Here is a 22,788-nt window from a genome sequence, read left to right as displayed (position 1 = left end):
TTATAAAGTTGATTTTATTTAATAATGAGACCTAGTATGCTCGATAGAGAAACTGCTTGCATAGCGGTAACTTTTGTACCTTTAACATCAGCAATATTTACTCCTATCCCTTCAATATCGCAACTTGTAAAATCTATTCCTTTAAGACTTGTAAAATTCATTTGAGCCTGAAGTAGATTAGACTCTTGAAATTCTACTTTTACAAATTTTGAATTTTGAAAATCAGAAGATCGTAATTGACATTGAAGGAATGCGACTTGCTTACAATTAGAATAACTAAAAAAAGCAAATTCACCGTTACAATTTTCAAAAATAACGTCTCTAAATGTGGCTTCATTTAAATTAATACCAATAATTTTGCAATTTACAAATTCTACTCTATGTAATGAAGCCTCATTAAAATCTACATTTGATAAATCACAATTTTCAAATCTCACATCCACTAGTTCTATACGTCTAAAAGTTATTTTACTAAAAATAACTTTCTTAAATATTACTTGTTTAAAATTAACCCTGTCTGCTTCATGGTTTTCTAAATCGCAATCACTAATTATTCCATAAGAAAATATAGACTCATCCACTATTTTTTCTTTAGACAACTCTATAATATCTAGATTGCTATCAAATTTAGGTCTTAAAACTTTTGTTTTTATTTTATTATTTTCCATGTATACTTACCCCCATTTTAATCTAAAAAATACCCTGTATATTGTATTTTTTTTCTAAATTAATCTTCATAATGAATATTTTCAAAATATAGTTTATTATTTTATTAATCTATTATACCTCATAAATAGTCCTTTGAGTATCACCTACTAACTAATATATCTTTATCCTGTTTCTTCATCATTAATAGCTATTTAGGTATTATTACAACTTTAGTCTTACTCATTTTTTCATAAAATAATTCCTTATCCTTACTGAAAACATGAAGTAAAAGATGTATAAAAACTACTAAGTTAAAAATAAATAACATAATCAATAATACTATTGCTACCGGAACATAATATGTGCTGTCATATCTGTTTGCATTAAAAGTTTCTGATAAAATATAGTTAAAACCAAATACTCCATAATACAAGATCCCATACCTTTTGACTAATTCTAAAAAAGTTATTTTTTGTTTTTCACCCTGTATTTTAATTTTAACAAGCCAACTACCAAAAGTTTTTCCATTTGTGAAATAAACCAATACAATAAAATATAAAAATACAATTACTGCATCTACTATGATGTTTCTACTTATTGGTAATATACTAACTGCAATCCCAATGACAAACCAATCTATTTGAAATGCTATAAACCTTCTAATATATCCTACTGGCATAGACTCTAGATTAATATTTTCATCTAACTTATCAACTTCGGGTAAAAAATAAGTAAATACAGGAGCTATTATATATCCTATAAATCCTCCAAAGGTATTTAGCATTAAGTCATCTATATCAAAAAGTCTATAGGCTGCATTATATATACCATACACACCCGTTAATTGAGTTAGTTCAAAAAACAAAGAGTATAAAAAACATATTATTACTGTTTGCTTTAGACTTTTTTTAAAATAGTATCTTAAGTAGATTCCAAGTGGTGCAATCAATATTGCATTAAAAGCCACCTGTAAGAATGTCCTTTCTTTTAAAATTCTAATATAAGAAGAAGGGGAATTAAATACAACATGTGTTTCTTTTAAGAAATCATGTATAAATGTAAAAGGCCTTAAATTATAATGCCTAGTGCCTATATCCTGTAGACTTTTCACATCATGTGTATTGGGAAGTGGCAGTATAACCAAATAATAGGAAACCATTAAGAACAATAAAAATGAATATAAAACAAATGCCCTAAATTTGTTTATATATCTGTATTTTTTATACTGGTGCATTAAAAATGGTACCGTAAGAATAAAGGCCAAAACAGGGAATGTTATAAGTGCTACTTTAATAGGAAACATATATGAATTCATAATATCACCTTCCTCTTTCTTTCTATATTTTCGGGTTTTATACAGTAAATTTATTTTTCAAAAAAATCTCCTCCTTAGCATAACTGTAAATTATTATAAATATTTATAGTATTCTTTCAATATATTTTAATAAAATACAATATTATATTACCTTATCGACTATTTTTGCGAATTATTTAGATATAAATTTTTTCTTTTTTATATTTAGACAATATTGTATATAAAGCAATCCACACACTTATTAAATTTCATATATTTTCTTCCTCTTTAATATATTTAATGAGGTTGTGTACAAAAATAAACTGATATGCTTATAATAACCTTTAATACCTTGCAAATCAAGCAGTATAGACATACAATGTAAGTAGCACTTACATTGTATGTCGTGTTGAATTTGGAGAGTCCTTTTAGGACTCTTTTATTTTTTATGAAAGGTGATGATGGTATGGATGAGTATGCCAGTTGGCATAATATATATAGAATAAAAAAAACACAAGGGAGTGTGATTTTAAAAGATTGAAGTCTCATTCCCTAAAATAAGGGGGATTATACCATGAAATTAAAAAAAATAGATATAAGACGGAAATTTGGAATGATGGATATAGTAATTTTTATAAGTTTGGGTGCGTTACTGTTCCTGATTATTTCTCCTAGTATAGGATTTTCAGCCATTGGATTAGTTTGGAATAGCATGATGTCTTGGTCCGGAGGCTGGTTTTTCCTAATGGCTTGTGAGATGTTTAGACTAAAAGGGAAGGATTTCAGATTACCTGGACTTGGTTCTTATTTGCAAACTGCTTCCAATGCAGGAGACAAAAAAGCTTTGTTTTGGGGAATTCTAACTTTGATTTTAGTAATTGTACTGTTAGATCAGCTCATATGGAGACCTGTCATTGCATGGTCAGATAAATTTAAAGTGGAACTTACAGGCCCACAAGATGCACCACATTCTTTTATATTAACAATGATTAGGCGTTCTGTAATTATAGAGACAGTAACCGAAAAGGCACTAGCTCCTTTATTTGAAAAGGTAAATCAAAAAATAGATAGCTTTGTAAATAAAATAGAGAAAAATAAACGTAACAAAAACAGCAGAAAAAGTACAATAGGTCAAATTATAAAATGGTCAATTCGGATGGTTTTTATAGGATTTTTTATATACTCAACTTATGGAGCTATAAAAATAGTTTCAGATATTTCGGTAAGGGATCTTGCTAAAATACCCCCAGCTGTTACCTATTCCTTTTTAAGGGTTGCTGTGGCACAAATTATTGCACTAGCATGGACCGTTCCTTTAGGAGTGGCAGTTGGAATGAATAAAAAAATCGCAAATATACTTCAGCCTATTATACAAGTAATAGCATCTATCCCTGCCACTGCAATATTCCCAGTTGTACTAGCATTTTTTATAAATATATTTGGAGGATTAAGTTTTGCATCTATTCTCCTCATGCTACTTGGAACCCAGTGGTACATTTTATTTAATGTAATCGCAGGGGCAATGTCAATACCAGAAGATTTAAAAGAAGCTGCTAAAGTTTATGGTTTAAAAGGATGGAAAAAGTGGAAGATACTTATTTTACCTTCAATTTTTCCTTACCTTTTAACAGGAATGGTAACAGCTACTGGTGGCTGTTGGAATGCAAGTATTGTTTCGGAATATGTAAGTTTCGGCGGACAAACAGTAAGTACCATCGGACTTGGAGCATTAATTTCAGAAGCAACAGAGACTGGAAATTTCCCACTACTTATAGTAAGTACAATTGTAATGTGTATTGTAGTTGTATGCGTTAATAAAGTCCTATGGAAGAAACTTTACAGTTTATCAGAAGAAAGGTTTAAGATTGAAATATAAATATAACCACAAGGTTAAACATAAGTGAGGTGCTATATATGAAAAAAGAATTTATTAAAGTAACAGGACTTACAAAGTATTTTGGAGAAAATAAAGTTCCAACTATTGAGAATATAAACTTAACCATTAATCAAGGAGAATTTATTGCCATACTTGGTCCATCTGGATCAGGTAAGTCTACAATACTTAGGGCAATTACTGGCTTAATCGAGCCTTCTGAAGGCGAAATTATTTTTGATGGAGAAAGTGTAACCGGAGTAAATCCATATGCCTCTATTGTTTTTCAGACTTTTGCTCTTTATCCATGGTTAACTGTATTAGAAAATGTAGAACTTGGACTTAAAGCCAAGGGCTTTCCCAAAGAGTATACACGAAGAAAAGCAGAAGAACTAATAGACCTGATTGGACTTGATGGTTTCGAAGAAGCCTACCCTAAAGAACTTTCAGGAGGTATGAGGCAAAGAGTAGGATTCGCAAGAGCACTAGCTGTAGAACCAAAACTTCTTTGTATGGATGAACCTTTTTCAGCCTTAGACTTTCTTACAGCAGAAAATCTAAGAACAGAGTTAATAGATTTATGGACAGACAAAAGAATGCCTATAAAGAGTATTATTATGATTACTCACGCTATTGAAGACGCGGTGCTTATGGCAGATAGAATTGTAATTTTAAGTAAGCAGCCTGCAGGAATAGTTACAGAGATAAAAGTCGAACTGCCTCATCCAAGAAATCGTAAATCTCCTGAGTTTGAAAATATAGTAGATAATATTTATGGAGTTATTACTAAAGGTCAGTTTAATGAATTAGAAAAAACCAAAACAGAAATACCACTTAATGATGGTACTAAAAATATAGATAAGCCTGTGTTAATACCTAAAGCTCCTATAGGCGTATTGTCGGGCCTCTTAGAGATGATAGATGATAACAACGGAGAAATGGACATTTACCAGCTAGGCAGAGATTTAATGATGGAAATAAATGATTTACTTCCTAATATTGAAGGACTGGGATTGCTTGACTTTATTAAAATAAAGGAAGGAGATATTTTCATTACGGATGTAGGTCTTAAATTTGTAGAAGCAGACATTGACGAAAGTAAAACTATCTTCAAAGAACAATTAGAGGAAATTTCAACCTTTCGTTTGATTATGAATGTTTTGGGCAATAAAAAGAATCATACAATGAAAGAAGAATTTTTCAAAGAAATATTTATAGGTCATTTCCCAGAGGAGCAAATCGATGTTATCATGGATTCTATTATTGATTGGGGAAGATATGCAGAATTATTTAGTTATGACGGCGATTCGGAAGAATTATATATAGAAGATTAAATAAATTATAAAAAATATATATCTTTAAATTTTAAATGTAGCATAAATTTATCTATAGCTAGAATATTTAAGGTATTCAATTAGAAACTACTAAACCATATCTTTAGCATTATATAAATAAATTTTTACTACATTTTCATAGATTTATTTAAATTTTTATAAATCTATTTTTCTTTCTTTTTCTCCATCTTTAAATTTTATATCACCTTTAGTTATACAGTTATCTACTAGACATACTAAAGAACATAAGTGGCATCCTACACATTTTCCCCTGTCTAGTGAAGGTCTTCTATTTTCTTCATCCCATATAATTGCTTGATGACCTCCATCAAAGCAAGATACGTAACATCTTCCACAGCCTACACAATTTTCATGTTTAAAATTAGGATATACTATGTATCCACGATCTAATTCCTCTGCTGGGATTGTATTTTCAAGAGCTACTCCTACTAAATCTTCTAGTTTTTCAATTCCTTTTTCTTCCATGTAATATGAAATTCCACTTATTAAATCTTCAACTATTCTATAACCATATTGCATAATTGCTGTAGTCACTTGAAGATTAGAAGATCCAAGCATTATAAATTCTAATGCATCCTCCCAAGTTTCTATACCTCCAATACCACTTATAGGAACATTTTTAAGTTTCGGTTCTTTTGAAAGCTGAGCTATAAATCTTAGTGCTATAGGTTTTACGGCTTTTCCTGAATATCCGGATATTGATGATTTTCCATTTACTATTGGCAATGCTACTTGCTTGTCAAAGTCTATTCCAGTTATACACTTTATTGTATTTATAGCTGAAATTGCTGTTGCTCCACCTTCAATAGCTGCTATTGCAGGCACTTCCATATTACCTATATTAGGCGTCATTTTTGCAATTATCGGAAGATGCGTTCCTCTTCTTACTGCTGCTGAATATGACTTAACAAGCTCAGGGTTTTGTCCAACGTCTGAACCCATAGCATGAGATGTCATCTGTGGACAGGAGAAGTTACATTCAATAATATCCGCTCCTATTTCTGTAACACGTTTTGCAAGCATAGTCCATTCCTGCTCATTACTTCCCATTATTGAAGCAATAAGAATCTTACTTGGGTAGTTTTCTTTTAACTTTTTCATCTGCTCAATGTTCCACTCAAGTGGGTGCTCTGCTATCTGTTCCATATTCTTAAATCCTGTAAAAGGCGTAGCTTCTTTTCTTTGAGCATCAAAACGTGGTGATACTTCATTTGGTATAAAAACTCCGATTGTTTTAAATACTATACCACCCCAACCGGCCTCTAATGCCTTTGCACACATTTCATAATTATTTCCAACTGGTGATGATGCCAGGAAAAACGGATTTTCACACTTTACTCCACAAAATTCTATTGAAAGATCTTTCTTTTTCATAACTTAAACCTCCTTAGGTGATGCTACCTGTCTATCTACTTGCCTAGACTCTCTTTTTGCAGTCAAATATCCTTCAATTTCTTCTGCAGCTAATTTACCAGATGCAACAGCTTGCACAACCGTCTTATCACCACAAACTATATCTCCTGCTGCAAATATATCTTCAATATTTGTTCTACAGTTTTTTGTAACAACTATTCCTTTTCCATCGACTTCTATATCTGCAATGATTTTTATATCTTCTGATTCTTGTCCTACTGCAAATATGACCATATCTGCTGTAAGTTCTAATAGAGATGAATCAAACATTCCTTCGGCCTTAAAAGCAGAAACCAATCCATTCTCTCCTTTAATCTCTAATGGTTTGAACCCTGTAAATATCGGAATATTTAATGATTGTATATATTCTCTTTCGGCTACATCTGCTGGCATTTTTTCTATAGTTCTTCTATATACTATTTTGACATCTTCACATCCAAGCAATTTAGCCGTTGAAGCACAATCTAAAGCAACATCTCCACCACCTATAACAATCACATGATTACCTATCTTAACGTTGCCTTCATTAATTTTAGCCTTTGAAAGAAAATCCACTCCATTTAAAACACCTTTAAGTTCCGACCCTTTAACGTCTATATCTTTTCCCTTTTGCATTCCACATGAAACTAGGAATGCTTCATAACCCTTTGTTCTAAGGTCTTCTAGCTTAATATCTTTTCCTATTTTACAATTTGTCTTAAACTCTACCCCTAAGTCCTTTACATAATTCATTTCTGTTTGTACAACTTCTTTTGGTAATCTTTGAGGTGGTATTCCATAATTTAACCATCCGCCTAATATACTTTTTTCTTCGAATACCGTTACTTTATATCCTTTTGATGCAAGTGATGCCGCTGCTGCAATTCCACTTGGACCTGAACCTATAACTGCTATTTTTTCATTTATAGCTTCTACTTTATCTAAAACTTTCATATTTATACTTTTTTCATAATCAGTTACATATCTCTGCAAATCACCTATTCTTATTGGCTCGTCTATACCACATCTACTACAAGCCCCTTCACAATATTGAGCTGTAGGACATACTCTAGCGCATATTCCACCTAAAATATTGTTTGTTCTAATGGTTTCGACAGCACCCTTTGTATTTTTAAAACGAAGTGAGCGAATAAATTTTGCTGGCTCTGTACCAGCAGGACATGCCTTGCTGCAAGGTGCATCATGGCATAAAAGACATCTTGCTGCCTCTTCCATTGCTAAAAGGGGTGTTAGCCCAATTTTTGTTTGTTCCAAGTATTTTTTATTTTCCATTTAAGTACTTATCCCCTTTCTAAACTATATATATTTACTAATTCGTCAATGCCATAACATGTTTGGCATTGTTTTAACAGTGAATGTATTTTTTTCTGCATGATTTTCATTGATATGCTTTATATCCTCATTATTTCCGCAACAAAATCTACACCTATTTAACAAATTATTTTATGAATTTAATTATAATATGTGGAAATTTTATAATTATTTGTATATAATTACTATATGGATTATATACAAAAATAAAAAACAAGGCGGTAATCACTATGGAATTAAGAAATATAAGCATATATAAATTTATTGATAAAATTAAAAATTGTGTGTTTTATGATATACCTATAATCTATAGAGAAGACTTTGATAAGAAAATATTACAAGAAAATAATAACAGAACTCCTATTGTATGCCTAATTTTAATATTTGTAAACCTTATTCAGTTATTATTTCAAACTGCAAAAACCATTAATAATCAAAGCGTTATAGTAGCATATAGAAATTTAAATTATATTTGTTTATTAACTATACTATTTAGCGCCATATATTTGCTTAGACTTTATACTAATTATTTCAATGATAAAAGTATAAAGTTTTCTCGGAGCATACTAGTTATATTTGTTTTTTCAAATATAATACTAGGTACTATTACTTCTATAAATGCTCAATTATATCAAGGGGAAATTACGGCATATATTGTCGCCATGTTTTGTTTTTCAATTCCAATAATCCTAAATCCTAAAGAATACATAATTATTCACTTTACTAATTTTATAATTCTAATCATAGGATTAAAAGCAATTAATTTATATCCATTTAAATTTTATGCTCAACTTAATAATGCTTTTGTGACAATGATACTTGCCATTATACTATCTATTATGAATTATAATTTTTCAGTAAAAAACTATATTCAAAAAAAAGAAATTTATAATAAAGCTATTGAATATGAAAAATTGCGTTCAGAATTTTTCGCAAATATTTCACATGAACTAAGAACTCCTTTGAATGTGATTTTTTGTGCTCAGCAAATGTTAGATATGATTTTAAAGACAAATGATTCAGAAATTAATAAAAATTTAAAAACAGACAAGTATTTGCATACAATAAAGCAAAATTCTTATAGGCTGCTTAGGTTAATAAATAACTTGATAGATATAACCAAAATGGATGCCGGTTACTTTGAGGTTAGTTTATCAAATAATGACATTGTTAAAGTGGTTGAAGACATTACCTTATCCGTGGCAGAGTATGTTGAAAATAAAAATATCAACTTGATTTTCGATACTGAAACGGAAGAAAAAATCATTGCCTGTGATCCAGATAAAATAGAACGAATAATACTTAACTTACTTTCTAATGCTATTAAATTCACCCCTTCTAAGGGATACATATATGTAAATATATATGATGGGCAAGATAAAACAATAATCTCCGTTAAAGATACAGGTATTGGTATCAAGAAAGATATGGAAAAATTAATTTTCCAAAGATTTATACAAGTCGATAAATCCACTTCGAGAAATAGAGAAGGTAGTGGTATAGGTTTATCTCTTGTAAAGTCTCTTGTTGAATTACATAATGGTAAAATAGACCTTATTACTTCTATTGGAAATGGTAGCGAATTTATAATCGAATTACCTAACGCGCAAGTAGAAACAGTTAATCCTAATCCAGAAAACCTTCAAGCATCTAAAAATAATAAAAATTTAGAATTAATTAATTTAGAACTTTCAGATATATATTTTTAGTCACACTTAATGTTGTTAAATCATCTCCTGGGTCGCTGTAATTAACGACTTCAGAAGGAGATTTAGACTCCCACTGAAGTTTTATTTTTGTTGTAATATGTGACCCCCACTTATAGACATGGAAGACTTTCCTTCTGAAATGTCGTTAAATCAGATGGTCTTCAAAAAAAGTAGCCTTATGCGAAGGCTACTTTCTTATACTAGTTTACTATTTTTAAAGATTTTTAAAGCTTAAATAAGTGTTTCTGGGGGAACAATCCAAATGCTCCTCCAGTATGAATAAACAAGATATTTTCACAATTTTTGAAGCTTCCTTTTTTAATTTCTTCTACCAATCCATACATGGCTTTACCCGTATACACAGGGTCTAGAATTATTCCCTCTAGTTTTGCAAAGTCATGAACAAAGTTAAGCTCTTCTGGCCTGCTAAGCGCATATCCTCTTCCTACATATCCATCTATAATATGAATTTCATCTTTTGAAATATGTAAATTCACATCAATGTATTTCATACTTTCCTGCAATATTTTATAAATCTCATTTTTGAAGTGCTGGGCATCATCACAAACATTGATACCATAGATTTCGCCAGTATACTCTAGTATTTTACTTGCTAGTAATAGTCCAGAATGAGTTCCACCAGATCCTACTGCAAGTACAATTTTATCAAAATGTACACCCATCTCTTTTTCCTGGCAAACAATTTCCTCCATGGCATTATAGTATCCAAATCCACCAATTCCATTAGAAGCACCTTCTGGTATAATATAAGGTTTAAAGCCCTGCTTCTCTAATTTCGCCTTGATTTGCTGCATAATTTCAGCTTTACTATTTTTATATTGTTCTGGAGTAATAAATTGAATCTCCGCCCCCAAAAGCTTATCTATAAACAAATTGCCATCTAATTCTGTTTCTGAGTCCCCTCTTAAAACAAGGACTGATTTCATTCCAAGCCTTGAAGCCACTGCTGCCGTAGCTCTGCAGTGATTAGATTGAATTCCTCCACAAGTAATAAGTACATCACAGCCTTGATTAAGAGCTTCCTTTACAGAAAATTCAAGTTTCCTTATTTTATTACCGGAAACTTCTGTTCCTGTTTGATCATCTCTTTTTATATAAATATTGGGGCCACCAAGTTTTTGTGACAATCTTTCTAATTTTTCTATCCTTGTTGGTAGGTTTGCAAATATTATTTTTTCGGGAATTTTAATCATTAAATAAACACTCCTTTTTTACTAATATATTTGAGTGAAATCAAATTATTCTGTAATTTTTATACAAACGCTACAGCTTCTATTTCAAGTATTCCATCCTTAGGCAGTTTTGCTACTTGAACACATGAACGTGCTGGTTGGTTTGAAGTAAAATATTTTTCATATACTTCATTTACTATAGCAAAATCATTCATATCTCTAAGAAAAATTACTGTCTTTATAACTTTATCAAGAGATGATCCCGCTTCTTCTAATATTGCTTTTAAATTTTCAATAGATCTTTCTGTAGCCTTTCTTGCATCGCTGTTTATAATTTCTCCGGTTTCTGGGACAATTGGAAGTTGACCAGATGTAAATAATAAATTCCCTATCTTAACCGCCTGTGAATATGGTCCAATGGCTGCTGGTGCTTTTTTAGCTGAAATAATTTCTTTTATCATAATTATTCTCCTTCTTTATGAAACTATATTTTAATTTTAATTTTTAAAAAATTAGCCGATGTAAATTTCTCTTATAAAATAAGTATATTTGCAAATACACTTATTTTATAAGCAATAACTATGCCAATGTCATTAGAATATCCTTTGGAAACCATATTTAAGGTATTAGCCTTTGATAGCGGATGATAGTGTTTGAACATTCTTCTTCATCCAGTCTTTACCTTCCACCAGTCGAGTAACAACCATAGATGTTACAGCACCTCCTGTGGATAAATAATAATATGGATTATTGATGATGCCTTACAATCACGGTATCGTTTACTTTATTGAAAATAAATAACTCTTCCTTGCTTTTTTCAACTTAATTTGTTAATTAGAGGCTTTCCTTGACATGTTTTTCAAAAAGAATTAACATTATACTAATTAAAACTTAAGAGGGTGAGTCCTATAAAAAAAAGAATTGCTGTTGTAGCGCTTGATTATACCGCTGCAAAATTTTACGAAAATCAGATAAAAGAGCTCTTTGGTGAGCTAGTATCCACATGTGCTTATAATGTATTAAATGGATCCGTCAAGAAAATAAAAGAGGCTGATTTGTTTGTAGTTTCAACCGACGCCTTTGAAAGTATTACGGATTTTCAGGAATGCATACCTATTGATATTCCTAAAGTAGAAATCGCAGTAGCATTTACCAATAAATCCCTTGATACTTTAAGGGGCATTCCAAGTGGAAGCAAAGCTTTATTTGTCAATCTCAGTGAAAAAATGGTGCGTGAGGCTATAACTAGACTCAGTCAATTGGGCATTAATCACATAAATTTCACTCCCTATTATCCTGGTGCTAGGCCCGCTTGTGGTTTCCAGTTAGCAGTTACCCCAGGTGAATCCCGTTATGTACCAAAAGACGTAAATACCATTATTGATCTTGGGCAACGTGTGCTAGATTCCAGCACCATGGTAGAAATAGCACTGCGGCTAAAATTTGATTACCTATTAGAGAGGGAAAAATTCAAGGAATATTTTCGGTCACTGGCTGTCAACAATTATAGCTTTAACCAACTGTTTGGAAGGTCTCTCCAAATGGAGAGTCAATTTGAGCTTTTGATGGAAATTATGGATGAAGGAATTATTGGTGTTAATGAGAATGATGTTATTTTTGCTTGTAATTCAAAAGCAGTAGAAATTACCGGTGTTACCAAAGAGCAATCCATAGATCATCCTGCTATATCTGTTTTCTCATTTTTACCTTTTGAGGAATGCAGAATCACGGGTCAAAAGATAAATAATCGTTTGATTAGAGTGAGTGATGTGGACATTACGGTAACCGTTACTCCTGTAATCCGTGGTGATAAATATCTCGGTTCTTTTGCTACTATACAAAAATTTACGGAAGAAGAGTATAAACAACATAAATTACGCATTCAATTACTTAATAAAGGCCACAAAGCTAAATATACTTTTGATGATATCATCGGTGAAAGCGATGTGCTCAAAAAAGCCTGTGCCATTGCTAAAAAAATGGCAAAAACCCATTCTACCGTCCTAATTACAGGTGAAAGCGGAACAGGAAAGGAGCTTTTTGCACATGCTGTACATAACGAATCAGATCGTCATAACTATCCTTTCATTGCCATAAATTGTGCAGCAATGCCAGATAATCTGCTAGAAAGTGAACTATTTGGTTACGATGAAGGCTCTTTCACTGGTGCTAAACGTGGAGGAAAGTTGGGACTTTTTGAATATGCTCACAAGGGAACAATATTTTTAGACGAAGTGGAGGGAATGAGTCCAGCCCTCCAAATCAAACTGCTTCGTGTGATTCAAGAAAGAGAGATTATGCGAATTGGCGGCAATAAAATTATTAGTATTGATGTACGAATTATAGCTGCAGCCAATGAAAACCTTGAAGAGCTGGTGTCTAAGGGAAGTTTTCGTAATGACCTCTACTTTCGCCTAAATACCTTGCCAATCCAGCTACCTCCATTGCGAGAGCGTGGTGAAGACATTATGCTCTTATTTGACTACTTTAAATGTAAATTGGGAGGGCGCTTCACCTTATCTCCTAAAGTAATTAATTCATTGCTCTCCCATAACTGGAATGGCAATATTCGTGAACTACACAACTATGTAGAATATCTCACCTATGTAGATAAAGATATAGTGTATTACGATGATTTACCTCCTGGTTTCCACAATAATTCTCTCTCCACATTAAAATGTAATTCTGACACCTCAACTAATATAGATGCTAAACTTTTGGAGCAATTAGCAGGTAACCGAGTAGATGACTATTTCTTTGTGCTAGATAGGCTACATGTGGGATTTGTTAACCAAGTTGCTATGGGTAGACTATCAATTTCTGAGGAAGCAGAAAAAGCAGGACACTACCTAACCCAGCAAGAAGTTCGGGGGATTTTAAACGACTTAAATAATTTAGGTTTAATTAAAATGTCTCGTGGCAGAGGTGGTAGTAAAATAAATAATCGAGGTATCAAAGTTTTTAGCGAACTTCAATCTCGACTAAAATAGACAATTTTTTATAATCAAATGGTTGAAGTTGTACAACTTCAACCATTTGATTTGTTTAAAAACACTTTTTTTAATGAAACCTATATATATAATAGATACCTCTCTAAAAAACAATCTAAAAATTCAATCATAAAACTGGCATCATTTTTGCGTTATTTCTCTTATAGCAAGTATTTCTTGCACAAATAAAGATAAGAAGGGTGTAAATTATGAAATATAATTTTGATAAAATAGTTGACCGTAGCAACAACTTTGCTGCAAAATATGATGAAAGAGAAAAAAAATTTGGAACTTCTAATGTAATACCATTATGGATAGCAGATATGGAATTCGAGGTAGCTAGGCCTATTAATGATGCTATCCTAAGTAGAGCTGAGCAAGGAATTTATGGTTACACCTCTCGTCCTGCTTCCTATTATGAAGCTTTTTGCGATTGGGAAAAGACCCGAAACAATTGGATAGTTAATAAAGATCTAATTAGTTTTAGTCCCGGTGTTGTTCCATCTCTATCAGTTATTGTTCGAGAATTTTCTAATAGTGAAGATAAAATTTTGATACAAACTCCAGTTTATCCAGAATTTTATGAAGTAATAGAATCTTGGGGCAGAGTGGTAATCGAAAATCAATTATTAGAACAGGATGGAGTGTATTCTATAGATTTTAAGGACTTTGAAGAAAAATTAAAGCAGAAACCAAAATTATTTATTTTATGTAGCCCTCACAACCCAGTAGGCAGAGTATGGCGCCGTGATGAATTAGAGCAGATTACTAAGCTATGCTTACGCTACAACGTTATGATTATCTCTGATGAGATACATTCAGATTTGATATTATGGAACAATAAACATATTCCTACTGCAAGTATATCAAAAGAGGTTTCAATCAAAACTATCACCTGTACTTCATGTACAAAAACTTTCAATTTGGCAGGACTACAGGCCTCTGTAGTAATTTTTCCAAATGCTGAAATTAAAGAGACATTTGATGTTTTCTGGAGAGGCATGGATATCCATCGCAATAATTGTTTTAGTCTTGTGGCTATAGAAGCAGCTTATAGGCATGGCGGAGAATGGTTAGAACAGTTGATTACATATATTGAGGGAAATATTGATTTCATAGGAGATTTCTGCAAAGCTAAGATACCAAAAATCAAACCTAGCAGACCAGAAAGTACCTATCTAGTTTGGTTAGATTGTCGTGAATTAGGACTTGAAAATGATGAACTACAAAAATTTATGCTTAATAAGGCAGGTTTGGGACTCAATGCCGGCAATGACTTTTGTCGTAGCCTTTCTGGATATATGCGTCTAAATGTAGCATGTCCACGTTCAACACTTGAAAAAGCCATGCTACAGCTTGAAAAAGCTGTTAATTCATTGAAAAATTAAAGCATCACTTGGGATGATGCAATATTAGGGACTTCAGCAGTAGTTTGGTTTCTAAAAACAGATGGAATTTTATTAGAAAGACTGTTTTCTTTCCCAGGTATCTTTTTGATTGCAAATATTTAAATGATTTAACTGACTTTGTTAGCCAAATCGACAAAAACTAAAAATTATCAAAGGGGCGAGTCTACTCTTTTTAAAAGAATTAGTTTTAACAATTTGGGCATACTACTGCATAATTTCAGAAGAGAAAATTGGCTTGTTGATTTAGCACAAGCCAATTTTATTTTAACAACTAAATCAATATTAATAACCATCGTAAGCAGTAATTCGAATTTTTTTAATATTTAACTTTATAACCAACTTACAATATTTTCAGAAATATCTCTTCTCTTAGATTTTAAATCACTCCCACTCGAATATCCAACGGATATAACAGCCATTAACTGTAAGTCTTTCGAAACCTCTAATAATTCTCGTACTTTATCTTCATTTTTTAATATTTCGCCAATCCAGCAAGTCCCTAAACCAAGCTCCTGTGCAGCAAGTAGCATGTTTTGTATCGCAGCTCCTATTGATTGAGAATGTTTCAAGTAAATGCTTGGAAATTTATCGTCTAAAGATTTGGTATCTAGGAAGACCGCTATCAAGCAGGGGGCATTTTCCACCCACTTATGGTATACAGTAAGAGAAGATAATTTTTTTATTAATTCTCTATTATTCATTACTACGGAGAACCTCCATGGTTGCATATTGTTACCAGATGGAGCCCAATTAGCTGCATTTAATAATAACATAACATCATCTTTACTTACTTCTTCTGAAGTATATGCTCGGATACTTCTACGCTCTAATATACATGACATTACCGAATTCATTTTAACACTCCTTTTCATATGTAAATTTTTTGTAGTTTTTACTACTTATATTATTATACAATGTTAACATACCTCATATAAATAATAACATATTTCCCATGTTTAAACATAACTATATTCTCACAATAGTAACTATTTCAGTTTCCAGAAGTTAAATCTACAGGTATTGCATTTTATTTTATAAATGCACAAACATATAAGCATAAAACTGGAAAAATTAAAGACTAACATTGAAAATTTAATTTTCTTTGTAAAATCAGTTTTAAAGCCCCATTAGATTTTCCTACAAAGTATTAAATGTAAAATTTTACATTGAATGCATAATTGTATAAACTGGTATAAAGGATGTGATCCTTGAATTGGGAGATTGTACTGTTATCCCGAATTCATATAAATATATAATCTATAGGAGATGATGACTATTATGGATATTGGATTGATGATTGTTTTAATAATCTTTATTATTTATTATGCTTTTAAATATAACAGTTATAAAAAAGCTATAAATTTATTTATGGTATTTTTCTTTACCGGATTGTCATTATATGGAACCAAGTATCCTGTTTATGATGGGTTACAACAATTCCAACAAAATATCCTGAATATAGGGTTTATAATATTCACATTAATTTTATTATTTATAGGGTGTACAAATAAATTAAAAAAATCTCTATAATTATAAAAGAATATGACCATAAATTTATATTATAAACAATTATAATTACGCTTTTTCCATAGACATAAAATTGGATGTAGAATAAAATTCTACATCCAATTTTATGTCTATTAATGCAGTAATTTTTTTTGCTTGTTATTATTAAGTCCTTATACACAAATATAATAGTAAAACAAAATCTAATACAGCAAAGTCAATATTTGAAACTCTACCTTTCTATAATTAGTACTTCTGGTTTATATGTACATATCAATGGGGATTACCTCAATAGCCCCCTTAACTATTTCTGTTATACAATTCTCAGGAATGATTATATTATTCTCTTTAAGTATATTAAGATATGGAGCTATTGAAATTAAAAATTCATTATTATAATACTCCATTCCAGTTTTTGAAAGTAAATTTATTGGTTCTCCACTTTTAACGATTTTACATAAGACCTTAGACTTGAAATTAGCATTGTCATATATATATGAATTCTTATCTTGAAAAAAATTTAGATTTGCATTTGCAACTACAGTACAATCACCCATTTTCATTATCATATTTACTGTACTATTTCTTTCTAAATAAATCTTTAATACTTTTAATTGTTTTAGAATAATCGAGTAATTTATTATACTATTAGGTAGCGTTGCATTTTTTAATAGCTTATCTAATTCCTTGCTATCATAGCACTCTATAACATCTATAAGATTGCTCACATAGTTACTCAAGGAGTAGTCTATAAGAGTTGCCTCGAGCTCTACAAACTCTCCGCATACTATATCATTTTCAATAATGTTATTTTCATCTATTACCCTACAAATTTTTTTATTAAACATATCATTTCTAAAGTTATTAAAAAGATTAAAACTAGTATATATTTTCTTTATGGTAATCTCATTTCTATTTATATTCCTATCGTCTACCATACCTAAGACATCTCCGATATTAGTGCTTGCAGTATCATTTGCTTTATTTTTATCCTTATCATTATTTGATATTTTTTCACCTTCAACTATTTGGTTTTTGGATGACATTTGTAGCTTTATGTTGTCAGATTTATCGGCAACACACCTAATTGACCTACTCTCTATATATCCCTCACCTAATATAGAATAAGAATCAAGCATCAATGATTTATTTAAATAAATAGTCATATATATATTAGCTATCATTATAGATACACCTCACTACTATCATATTTAAATATATTTCTTCATTCTTTAATAAAGACCTTGAATTACTATAAAATAAAATGCCCTAAGCTCAACTAAGAGTTTAAGGCATTTATATTTTCTTGCACAAAATCATAATATGACCCCATTAAATCATCTCCTGGGTCGCTACAATTAAGTTAGTGTATATCCACCATCAACTAAAATGGTTTGACCTGTAATAAATCCACCAGCTTCAGAGCATAGCATATTTGTGATTCCTTTAAAGTCTTCTGGGAATCCCCAACGTCCCACTGGACATTTTGCAGCAACAACTTTATCCATCATTAATTTTTTCATTGGTGTGGTTGCAGTCATTTTAGTGAAAATAGGACCCGGAGCAATAGCATTTACAGTAACTCCATAAGGTGCTAGTTCAAGTCCAAAGGATCTAGTAACTCCTCTTATTGCATGCTTTGTAATGACATATGGTGACATTCCAGATTTCATTCCTAAATAGCCAGCAATTGAAGACACATTTAAAATTCTTCCGCCATTGCCAGCTTTTATAAAGTATTTCCCAGCTTCTGCTATAAGTGCAACAACTTGATTTAAATTTATTTGCAAACAACGTTGGTATTCTTCTTCGCTATAAGTATCCCCAATAGGATTATGCGACTCTACTCCTGCACTATTTATAAGTATATCAAATTTTCCATATTCTTCAAGAGCTAAAGGTATTATAGTAGCTACTTCTTCTGGTTTTGCTACATTAACATGTATTGGGAAAAACTTTTGTCCTGCCGCTTCAACAAAAGCTTTAGTTTCTTCAAAGGATGTACTAGAATATGTTCCAGCAATATCTACACCTGCTTCTGCAAGTCCTACTGCGATTGCTTGACCGATTCCAGTTGCAGAACCTGTAACAATAGCTACTTTCCCTTTAATATTTGATAAATCATTTACATTTTTCATAATGTTTCCCCTCCCACTGTAATATATTATTAATATATTACAGTATATCATATTGAAAAATTTGTTACTATATTAAAACATCCAAAAGCTATTGTATTAGTTGTGCGAAATGCACTATAATAGAATTGAGGTGGATTATGAGTATTAATTTTAATAAATTACGTGAACATTTTATAAAAAAAACTAAAGGGGCTTACTTTGATATGGAACCTGATATCAATTTTATTGATACAGAGTTAGTTACAGAGGAAAAAATAGTTTATTTAAACGATTATGTATACGTTGCTAATACCTCTATATTTAAAGGAAATTTGGATAAAATAAATGATGCTTGCTTTATTTTAATAAATGACGACCGTACAGAACTTGAAAAATATATTCATAATAAATTAAAAATAATTGAGATAAATCAAAATGAAAATATATTAGAAATTTTTAATGAAGTAAAATCTTTTTTTCGTAGAGATATAAAATATAATCAATTTAAAATATCATTATTAGAAGCTTTTCTTTCTGGAGAAGGTCTATATAAAATAATAAACACTGCTTCAAAACTAATTGGTAACCCTCTAATTGTAATTGACCTAAGTTTCAAAGTATTAGCTAGTTCACCCATAGAAAACATTACTGATTTTTTGTGGATGGATAATGTTAAAAAAGGCTATTGTTCTTATGAATTTATCGCTGAATTAACAAAATTAGAAACTCTAAAAAAAGGAAGACAAACAAAACGTCCCTTCGTTGTGACCTGCCCGATAAGTCCTATCGAAAAAATTGTATTCAAAATAGAAATAAATAATAAAACTATAGGAAATATTTTATTACTTCAATGTGAAAAACAGGTATCCCCTGATGATTATGATTATCTGATATTGATAAGTGAAATAATTTCCAAAGAATTAGGAAAAAAACAGTTTTACAAAAACACAAAAAATGTTCTAAGTGAAGAAATATTATATGATTTATTAGAAAATACTATTGAAAATAAAGAAATAATTAAAGAAAGGTTAAAAAATTGTTCTTTAGTATTTAGTAAGCATATTTTCGTGATGGTAATTGATATATCAAATTTTGAACTTAGACAATCTATATATTCCAGATATTTGAGCACAGCACTACTTAATCTTTTTCCAATAAGCAATTCAATTTATTATAATGGAGCTATTGTAATAATTGATGATAGGGAAGAGTACATAGAAAATGAAAATAAAACTGAAAGCATTAAAAAATTTTTATTGGAAAATAATTTAAAGATGGGAATAAGTAGTGAGTTTTCTTCAATAGAGGATTGTAGCATTTACTATCATCAAGCAATAAGATCCTTAGAAATAGGCAACATCCTTGGTGAAAAAAAATGTGTATATAAGCATGAAGATATTGTTCCTTATAATTTCATTTATATGGCAAAAGGTCAAATATTAAAGGAAGATTTTTATAATAATTCTATATATATATTAAAAAAATTTGATTACACAAATAGTTCGGAGTTGTATAAAACATTATATACATATTTAAAAAATAATCATAATATGACAAAATCATCAGAGGAATTGTTTATACATCGAAATACGCTAAGATATAGATTACAACAAATTGTAAACTTAATAGGGATAGATTTAGATAAAAATGATAATAGTTTTAAATTATATTATGCTTGCAAATCAATAAGTTTTTATAAAAAACTTATTGATTCACAAAGTAAATAAAGATAAATATTCCTTTTATAATCTCTGATTTTTCAGAGATTATTTTTTTGGGTTAGAGTATCTTACCCCACCTATAAAAATGGGAAACTTTTATACTGAAATGTAGCTAAATCATCACTTACTGTGTTTCACTATTAACGACTTAGGAAATATGGTTAAAGCTATAGTGCATAACGCACAACGCACATATTTTTTTTTGGATTTTCATCCATAGCATCCAATTTTCTACAATGTTATACTTCAATTAATCTAAAAGATAATTAAAAGGTGTATGGGAGGGTAATATACAATGAAATATGAAAAGCTTTTCACTAAAGGTAAAATAGGTACCTTAGAAATAAAAAACAGGATAGTAATGCCTGCAATGGGAACGAATCTAGCTTCATATACTGGGGAAGCATCTAATGAAATCATTCGTTATTATGAAGAAAGAGCAAAGGGTGGATGTGGCCTCATAATTACTGAAATAACTAGAATTGATGATGAAACAGGGGTAGGCATGCCCAATCAGTTGTGCTCTATGAATTTAAAACAAATTCCAAGATTAGAAACTTTAGCTCGCACAATGCACAAATATAATACAAAGATATTCTTGCAATTACATCATCCAGGTAGAGAAAATCACGCTATGATGATAGATGGTCGTCAAATAGCTGGCCCAAGTCCCATAATGTCATCAGCTATTGGTGAAATGCCTAGAGAAATGACAATAGATGAAATTGAAGGACTAGTTGTAAAATTTGTAAAAGGTGCTGTCTTTGCTAAAATGGCAGGTATTGATGGAGTAGAAATCCATGCTGCTCATGGATATCTTGTTGCACAATTTATGAGCCCACAATCAAATCATAGAGAAGATAAATATGGCGGCAGTTTTGAAAAAAGAATGAGATTTATAACTGAAATAATCATGGGCATACGTGCAAAGTGTGGTCCTAGCTTTCCAATATCAGTAAGAATCGATGGAAATGAATTTGTTAAAGATGGTATATCTTTAGAAGAAGCAATTCAAGAAGCTATTTATTTAGAAAAATTGGGCATAGATGTTATTAATGTAAGTTCTGGAACATACGAATCAGTTACTACAATTATAGAACCAATTTCATATCCTCAAGGATGGAAAAGACATTTAGCTAAAGCTATAAAAGAAGCTGTTAATATACCTGTAATCGCTTGTGATGTAATTAGAAAACCTGATATGGCTGAAACTATATTAAAGGATGATAATTTGGATTTTGTTGCACTAGGTAGAGCCCAATTGGCAGATCCAGAATGGGGCATTAAAGCAAAAGAAGGCCGGGTGGAAGACATTATACCTTGCATATCATGCTTAAACTGTATAGAAAGCGTTATGAAATGCGAAAACATTAAATGCGCAGTTAATCCAAGGGTAGGGCGCGAACTAGAATATCCAGATTTTCCGAAAACCGGTGAAGGTAGAAAAGTTGTAATTATTGGAGGTGGGCCAGCAGGAATGGAAGCTGCAAGAGTTCTAGCATTAAGAAAATTTGCACCTATAATATTTGAAGAAAAAGGATATTTAGGTGGAAATGTATATCTAGCTACTAAACCTCCATTAAAAGAAAAACTGGATTGGTTCCTAGAGTATCAAAAATTAGCAATTAAGAAATTAAATGTAGTCGTAAGACTAAATGAAAAAGCTACTTTGGAAAAAATTAATGAAATTAATCCTTATGCAGTATTTATTGGATCAGGATCAAACCCTATAATACCTAAAATTCCAGGAATAGACCAAAGTATTGTATATACATCAACTGATATTTTAGAAGGCAGCGTTATATTAGAAAATAAAAATATAGTAGTTGCAGGTTCTGGAATGACAGGTCTTGAAATAGCTGAGCTATTAGCATCTAAGGGGAATAAAATAACAGTAATTGAGATGGCAGATAAAATTGGACCCTCAGGATATTTACCTAATGTAATTGATATAAGTATGAGACTTGCTAAAGAAGGCGTATCGCTTATGCCCTGTAGCAAACTTACAAATATTAAAGATGGTGAAATAGATATTGAGAATACTAAAGATAAAAAAGTGACTACACTAAAAATTGATGCATTAGTATTATCTTTGGGAGTTAAATCGAATGTTGAAATGGTAAAAGGAGTAGAAGAAAATTATAATATTGTTGAACTATTAGGAGATGTTTGTAAACCAGGTAGAGTTGTGGATGCAGTGCTAAACGGATTTGAAAAAGCATATGTGCTCTAGTAAGATATAAAACAAT

The 22,788-nt window shown here is 30.9% G+C and carries 17 protein-coding genes and 1 riboswitch; of the genes, 7 read left to right on the top strand and 10 right to left on the bottom strand.

Going from position 1 to position 22,788, the window contains the following annotated elements; all coding sequences use genetic code 11:
- Positions 1 to 14 precede the first annotated feature (14 nt).
- Positions 15 to 668, bottom strand: a complete 654-nt coding sequence (locus G9F70_RS04770; RefSeq protein ID WP_164944756.1) for a pentapeptide repeat-containing protein — start codon at positions 666 to 668, stop codon at positions 15 to 17.
- Between the two features lie 188 nt (positions 669 to 856).
- Entirely contained in the window at positions 857 to 1,963 is a 1,107-nt protein-coding gene (locus tag G9F70_RS04765) for a VanZ family protein (RefSeq protein WP_164944757.1), read from the bottom strand.
- Between the two features lie 553 nt (positions 1,964 to 2,516).
- On the opposite strand from G9F70_RS04765, the gene G9F70_RS04760 reads away from it, so the two are divergent.
- Together G9F70_RS04760 and G9F70_RS04755 are read left to right on the top strand one after the other, a co-directional pair.
- Positions 2,517 to 3,818 (top strand): ABC transporter permease subunit, encoded by a 1,302-nt coding sequence (locus tag G9F70_RS04760; RefSeq protein ID WP_164944758.1) that lies wholly within the window; start codon positions 2,517 to 2,519, stop codon positions 3,816 to 3,818.
- Positions 3,819 to 3,856: 38 nt separating this feature from the next.
- A complete protein-coding gene (locus tag G9F70_RS04755; RefSeq protein WP_187352975.1) occupies positions 3,857 to 5,149 on the top strand; it encodes a nitrate/sulfonate/bicarbonate ABC transporter ATP-binding protein in 1,293 nt (430 codons plus the stop codon).
- Positions 5,150 to 5,184: 35 nt separating this feature from the next.
- A riboswitch (purine riboswitch) is annotated at positions 5,185 to 5,286 on the bottom strand.
- A 19-nt stretch (positions 5,287 to 5,305) separates the two neighbouring features.
- Here G9F70_RS04755 and preA read toward each other — a convergent pair.
- Complete coding sequence (preA, locus tag G9F70_RS04750) at positions 5,306 to 6,544, bottom strand: NAD-dependent dihydropyrimidine dehydrogenase subunit PreA (RefSeq protein WP_164944760.1); 1,239 nt, start codon at positions 6,542 to 6,544, stop codon at positions 5,306 to 5,308.
- A gap of 3 nt (positions 6,545 to 6,547) precedes the next feature.
- Positions 6,548 to 7,855: an FAD-dependent oxidoreductase gene (locus G9F70_RS04745; protein ID WP_164944761.1), complete on the bottom strand. Its 1,308-nt coding sequence runs from the start codon at positions 7,853 to 7,855 to the stop codon at positions 6,548 to 6,550.
- Between the two features lie 269 nt (positions 7,856 to 8,124).
- Between G9F70_RS04745 and G9F70_RS04740 the strand changes: the two genes are divergently transcribed.
- Positions 8,125 to 9,603 carry a sensor histidine kinase gene (locus G9F70_RS04740; protein ID WP_164944762.1) on the top strand — a complete coding sequence of 493 codons (1,479 nt, stop codon included), beginning with the start codon at positions 8,125 to 8,127 and terminating at the stop codon, positions 9,601 to 9,603.
- A 224-nt stretch (positions 9,604 to 9,827) separates the two neighbouring features.
- On the opposite strand, the gene G9F70_RS04735 is transcribed toward G9F70_RS04740, so the two are convergent.
- From G9F70_RS04735 to G9F70_RS26880, 3 genes are all read right to left on the bottom strand, one after another.
- Positions 9,828 to 10,817, bottom strand: coding sequence for a D-cysteine desulfhydrase family protein (locus tag G9F70_RS04735; RefSeq protein ID WP_164944763.1), 990 nt, complete (start codon positions 10,815 to 10,817; stop codon positions 9,828 to 9,830).
- 59 nt (positions 10,818 to 10,876) lie between these two features.
- On the bottom strand, positions 10,877 to 11,257 hold the full coding sequence (locus tag G9F70_RS04730) for a RidA family protein (protein ID WP_164944764.1): 381 nt from the start codon (positions 11,255 to 11,257) through the stop codon (positions 10,877 to 10,879).
- A 71-nt stretch (positions 11,258 to 11,328) separates the two neighbouring features.
- A complete protein-coding gene (locus tag G9F70_RS26880) occupies positions 11,329 to 11,457 on the bottom strand; it encodes a hypothetical protein (RefSeq protein WP_263484243.1) in 129 nt (42 codons plus the stop codon).
- A 238-nt stretch (positions 11,458 to 11,695) separates the two neighbouring features.
- Here G9F70_RS26880 and G9F70_RS04725 point away from each other — a divergent pair, with 238 nt between their 5' ends.
- Positions 11,696 to 13,786: a sigma-54 interaction domain-containing protein gene (locus G9F70_RS04725; RefSeq protein WP_411955991.1), complete on the top strand. Its 2,091-nt coding sequence runs from the start codon at positions 11,696 to 11,698 to the stop codon at positions 13,784 to 13,786.
- Positions 13,787 to 13,995: 209 nt separating this feature from the next.
- Entirely contained in the window at positions 13,996 to 15,174 is a 1,179-nt protein-coding gene (locus tag G9F70_RS04720) for a MalY/PatB family protein (protein WP_164944765.1), read from the top strand.
- A gap of 350 nt (positions 15,175 to 15,524) precedes the next feature.
- Here G9F70_RS04720 and G9F70_RS04715 read toward each other — a convergent pair whose 3' ends face one another.
- From G9F70_RS04715 to G9F70_RS04705, 3 genes are all read right to left on the bottom strand, one after another.
- Positions 15,525 to 16,049 (bottom strand): nitroreductase family protein, encoded by a 525-nt coding sequence (locus tag G9F70_RS04715; RefSeq protein ID WP_164944766.1) that lies wholly within the window; start codon positions 16,047 to 16,049, stop codon positions 15,525 to 15,527.
- 912 nt (positions 16,050 to 16,961) lie between these two features.
- Positions 16,962 to 17,885, bottom strand: a complete 924-nt coding sequence (locus tag G9F70_RS04710) for a hypothetical protein (RefSeq protein ID WP_164944767.1) — start codon at positions 17,883 to 17,885, stop codon at positions 16,962 to 16,964.
- A 174-nt stretch (positions 17,886 to 18,059) separates the two neighbouring features.
- Positions 18,060 to 18,839, bottom strand: a complete 780-nt coding sequence (locus tag G9F70_RS04705) for an SDR family NAD(P)-dependent oxidoreductase (RefSeq protein WP_164944768.1) — start codon at positions 18,837 to 18,839, stop codon at positions 18,060 to 18,062.
- 137 nt (positions 18,840 to 18,976) lie between these two features.
- Here G9F70_RS04705 and G9F70_RS04700 point away from each other — a divergent pair, with 137 nt between their 5' ends.
- Together G9F70_RS04700 and G9F70_RS04695 are read left to right on the top strand one after the other, a co-directional pair.
- Positions 18,977 to 20,545, top strand: coding sequence for a PucR family transcriptional regulator (locus G9F70_RS04700; RefSeq protein ID WP_164944769.1), 1,569 nt, complete (start codon positions 18,977 to 18,979; stop codon positions 20,543 to 20,545).
- 289 nt (positions 20,546 to 20,834) lie between these two features.
- Entirely contained in the window at positions 20,835 to 22,772 is a 1,938-nt protein-coding gene (locus G9F70_RS04695; RefSeq protein WP_164944770.1) for an FAD-dependent oxidoreductase, read from the top strand.
- The last annotated feature ends 16 nt before the right edge of the window (positions 22,773 to 22,788 follow it).

The sequence above is a fragment of the Clostridium sp. FP1 genome, from assembly GCF_011065975.2.
Lineage (GTDB): Bacteria > Bacillota > Clostridia > Clostridiales > Clostridiaceae > Clostridium_AD > Clostridium_AD tagluense.
The sequence above is the reverse complement of the archived record's forward strand: the minus strand, read 5'-3'. Positions and strand labels throughout refer to the sequence as shown.

Bases quoted from the DNA above. Each gene is read 5' to 3' on its own strand.
- G9F70_RS04770 (WP_164944756.1), bottom strand. From the start codon at position 668: ATGGAAAATAATAAAATAAAAACAAAAGTTTTAAGACCTAAATTTGAT.
- G9F70_RS04765 (WP_164944757.1), bottom strand. From the start codon at position 1,963: ATGAATTCATATATGTTTCCTATTAAAGTAGCACTTATAACATTCCCT.
- G9F70_RS04760 (WP_164944758.1), top strand. From the start codon at position 2,517: ATGAAATTAAAAAAAATAGATATAAGACGGAAATTTGGAATGATGGAT.
- G9F70_RS04755 (WP_187352975.1), top strand. From the start codon at position 3,857: ATGAAAAAAGAATTTATTAAAGTAACAGGACTTACAAAGTATTTTGGA.
- preA (WP_164944760.1), bottom strand. From the start codon at position 6,544: ATGAAAAAGAAAGATCTTTCAATAGAATTTTGTGGAGTAAAGTGTGAA.
- G9F70_RS04745 (WP_164944761.1), bottom strand. From the start codon at position 7,855: ATGGAAAATAAAAAATACTTGGAACAAACAAAAATTGGGCTAACACCC.
- G9F70_RS04740 (WP_164944762.1), top strand. From the start codon at position 8,125: ATGGAATTAAGAAATATAAGCATATATAAATTTATTGATAAAATTAAA.
- G9F70_RS04735 (WP_164944763.1), bottom strand. From the start codon at position 10,817: ATGATTAAAATTCCCGAAAAAATAATATTTGCAAACCTACCAACAAGG.
- G9F70_RS04730 (WP_164944764.1), bottom strand. From the start codon at position 11,257: ATGATAAAAGAAATTATTTCAGCTAAAAAAGCACCAGCAGCCATTGGA.
- G9F70_RS26880 (WP_263484243.1), bottom strand. From the start codon at position 11,457: ATGTTCAAACACTATCATCCGCTATCAAAGGCTAATACCTTAAATATG.
- G9F70_RS04720 (WP_164944765.1), top strand. From the start codon at position 13,996: ATGAAATATAATTTTGATAAAATAGTTGACCGTAGCAACAACTTTGCT.
- G9F70_RS04715 (WP_164944766.1), bottom strand. From the start codon at position 16,049: ATGAATTCGGTAATGTCATGTATATTAGAGCGTAGAAGTATCCGAGCA.
- G9F70_RS04710 (WP_164944767.1), bottom strand. From the start codon at position 17,885: ATGATAGCTAATATATATATGACTATTTATTTAAATAAATCATTGATG.
- G9F70_RS04705 (WP_164944768.1), bottom strand. From the start codon at position 18,839: ATGAAAAATGTAAATGATTTATCAAATATTAAAGGGAAAGTAGCTATT.
- G9F70_RS04700 (WP_164944769.1), top strand. From the start codon at position 18,977: ATGAGTATTAATTTTAATAAATTACGTGAACATTTTATAAAAAAAACT.
- G9F70_RS04695 (WP_164944770.1), top strand. From the start codon at position 20,835: ATGAAATATGAAAAGCTTTTCACTAAAGGTAAAATAGGTACCTTAGAA.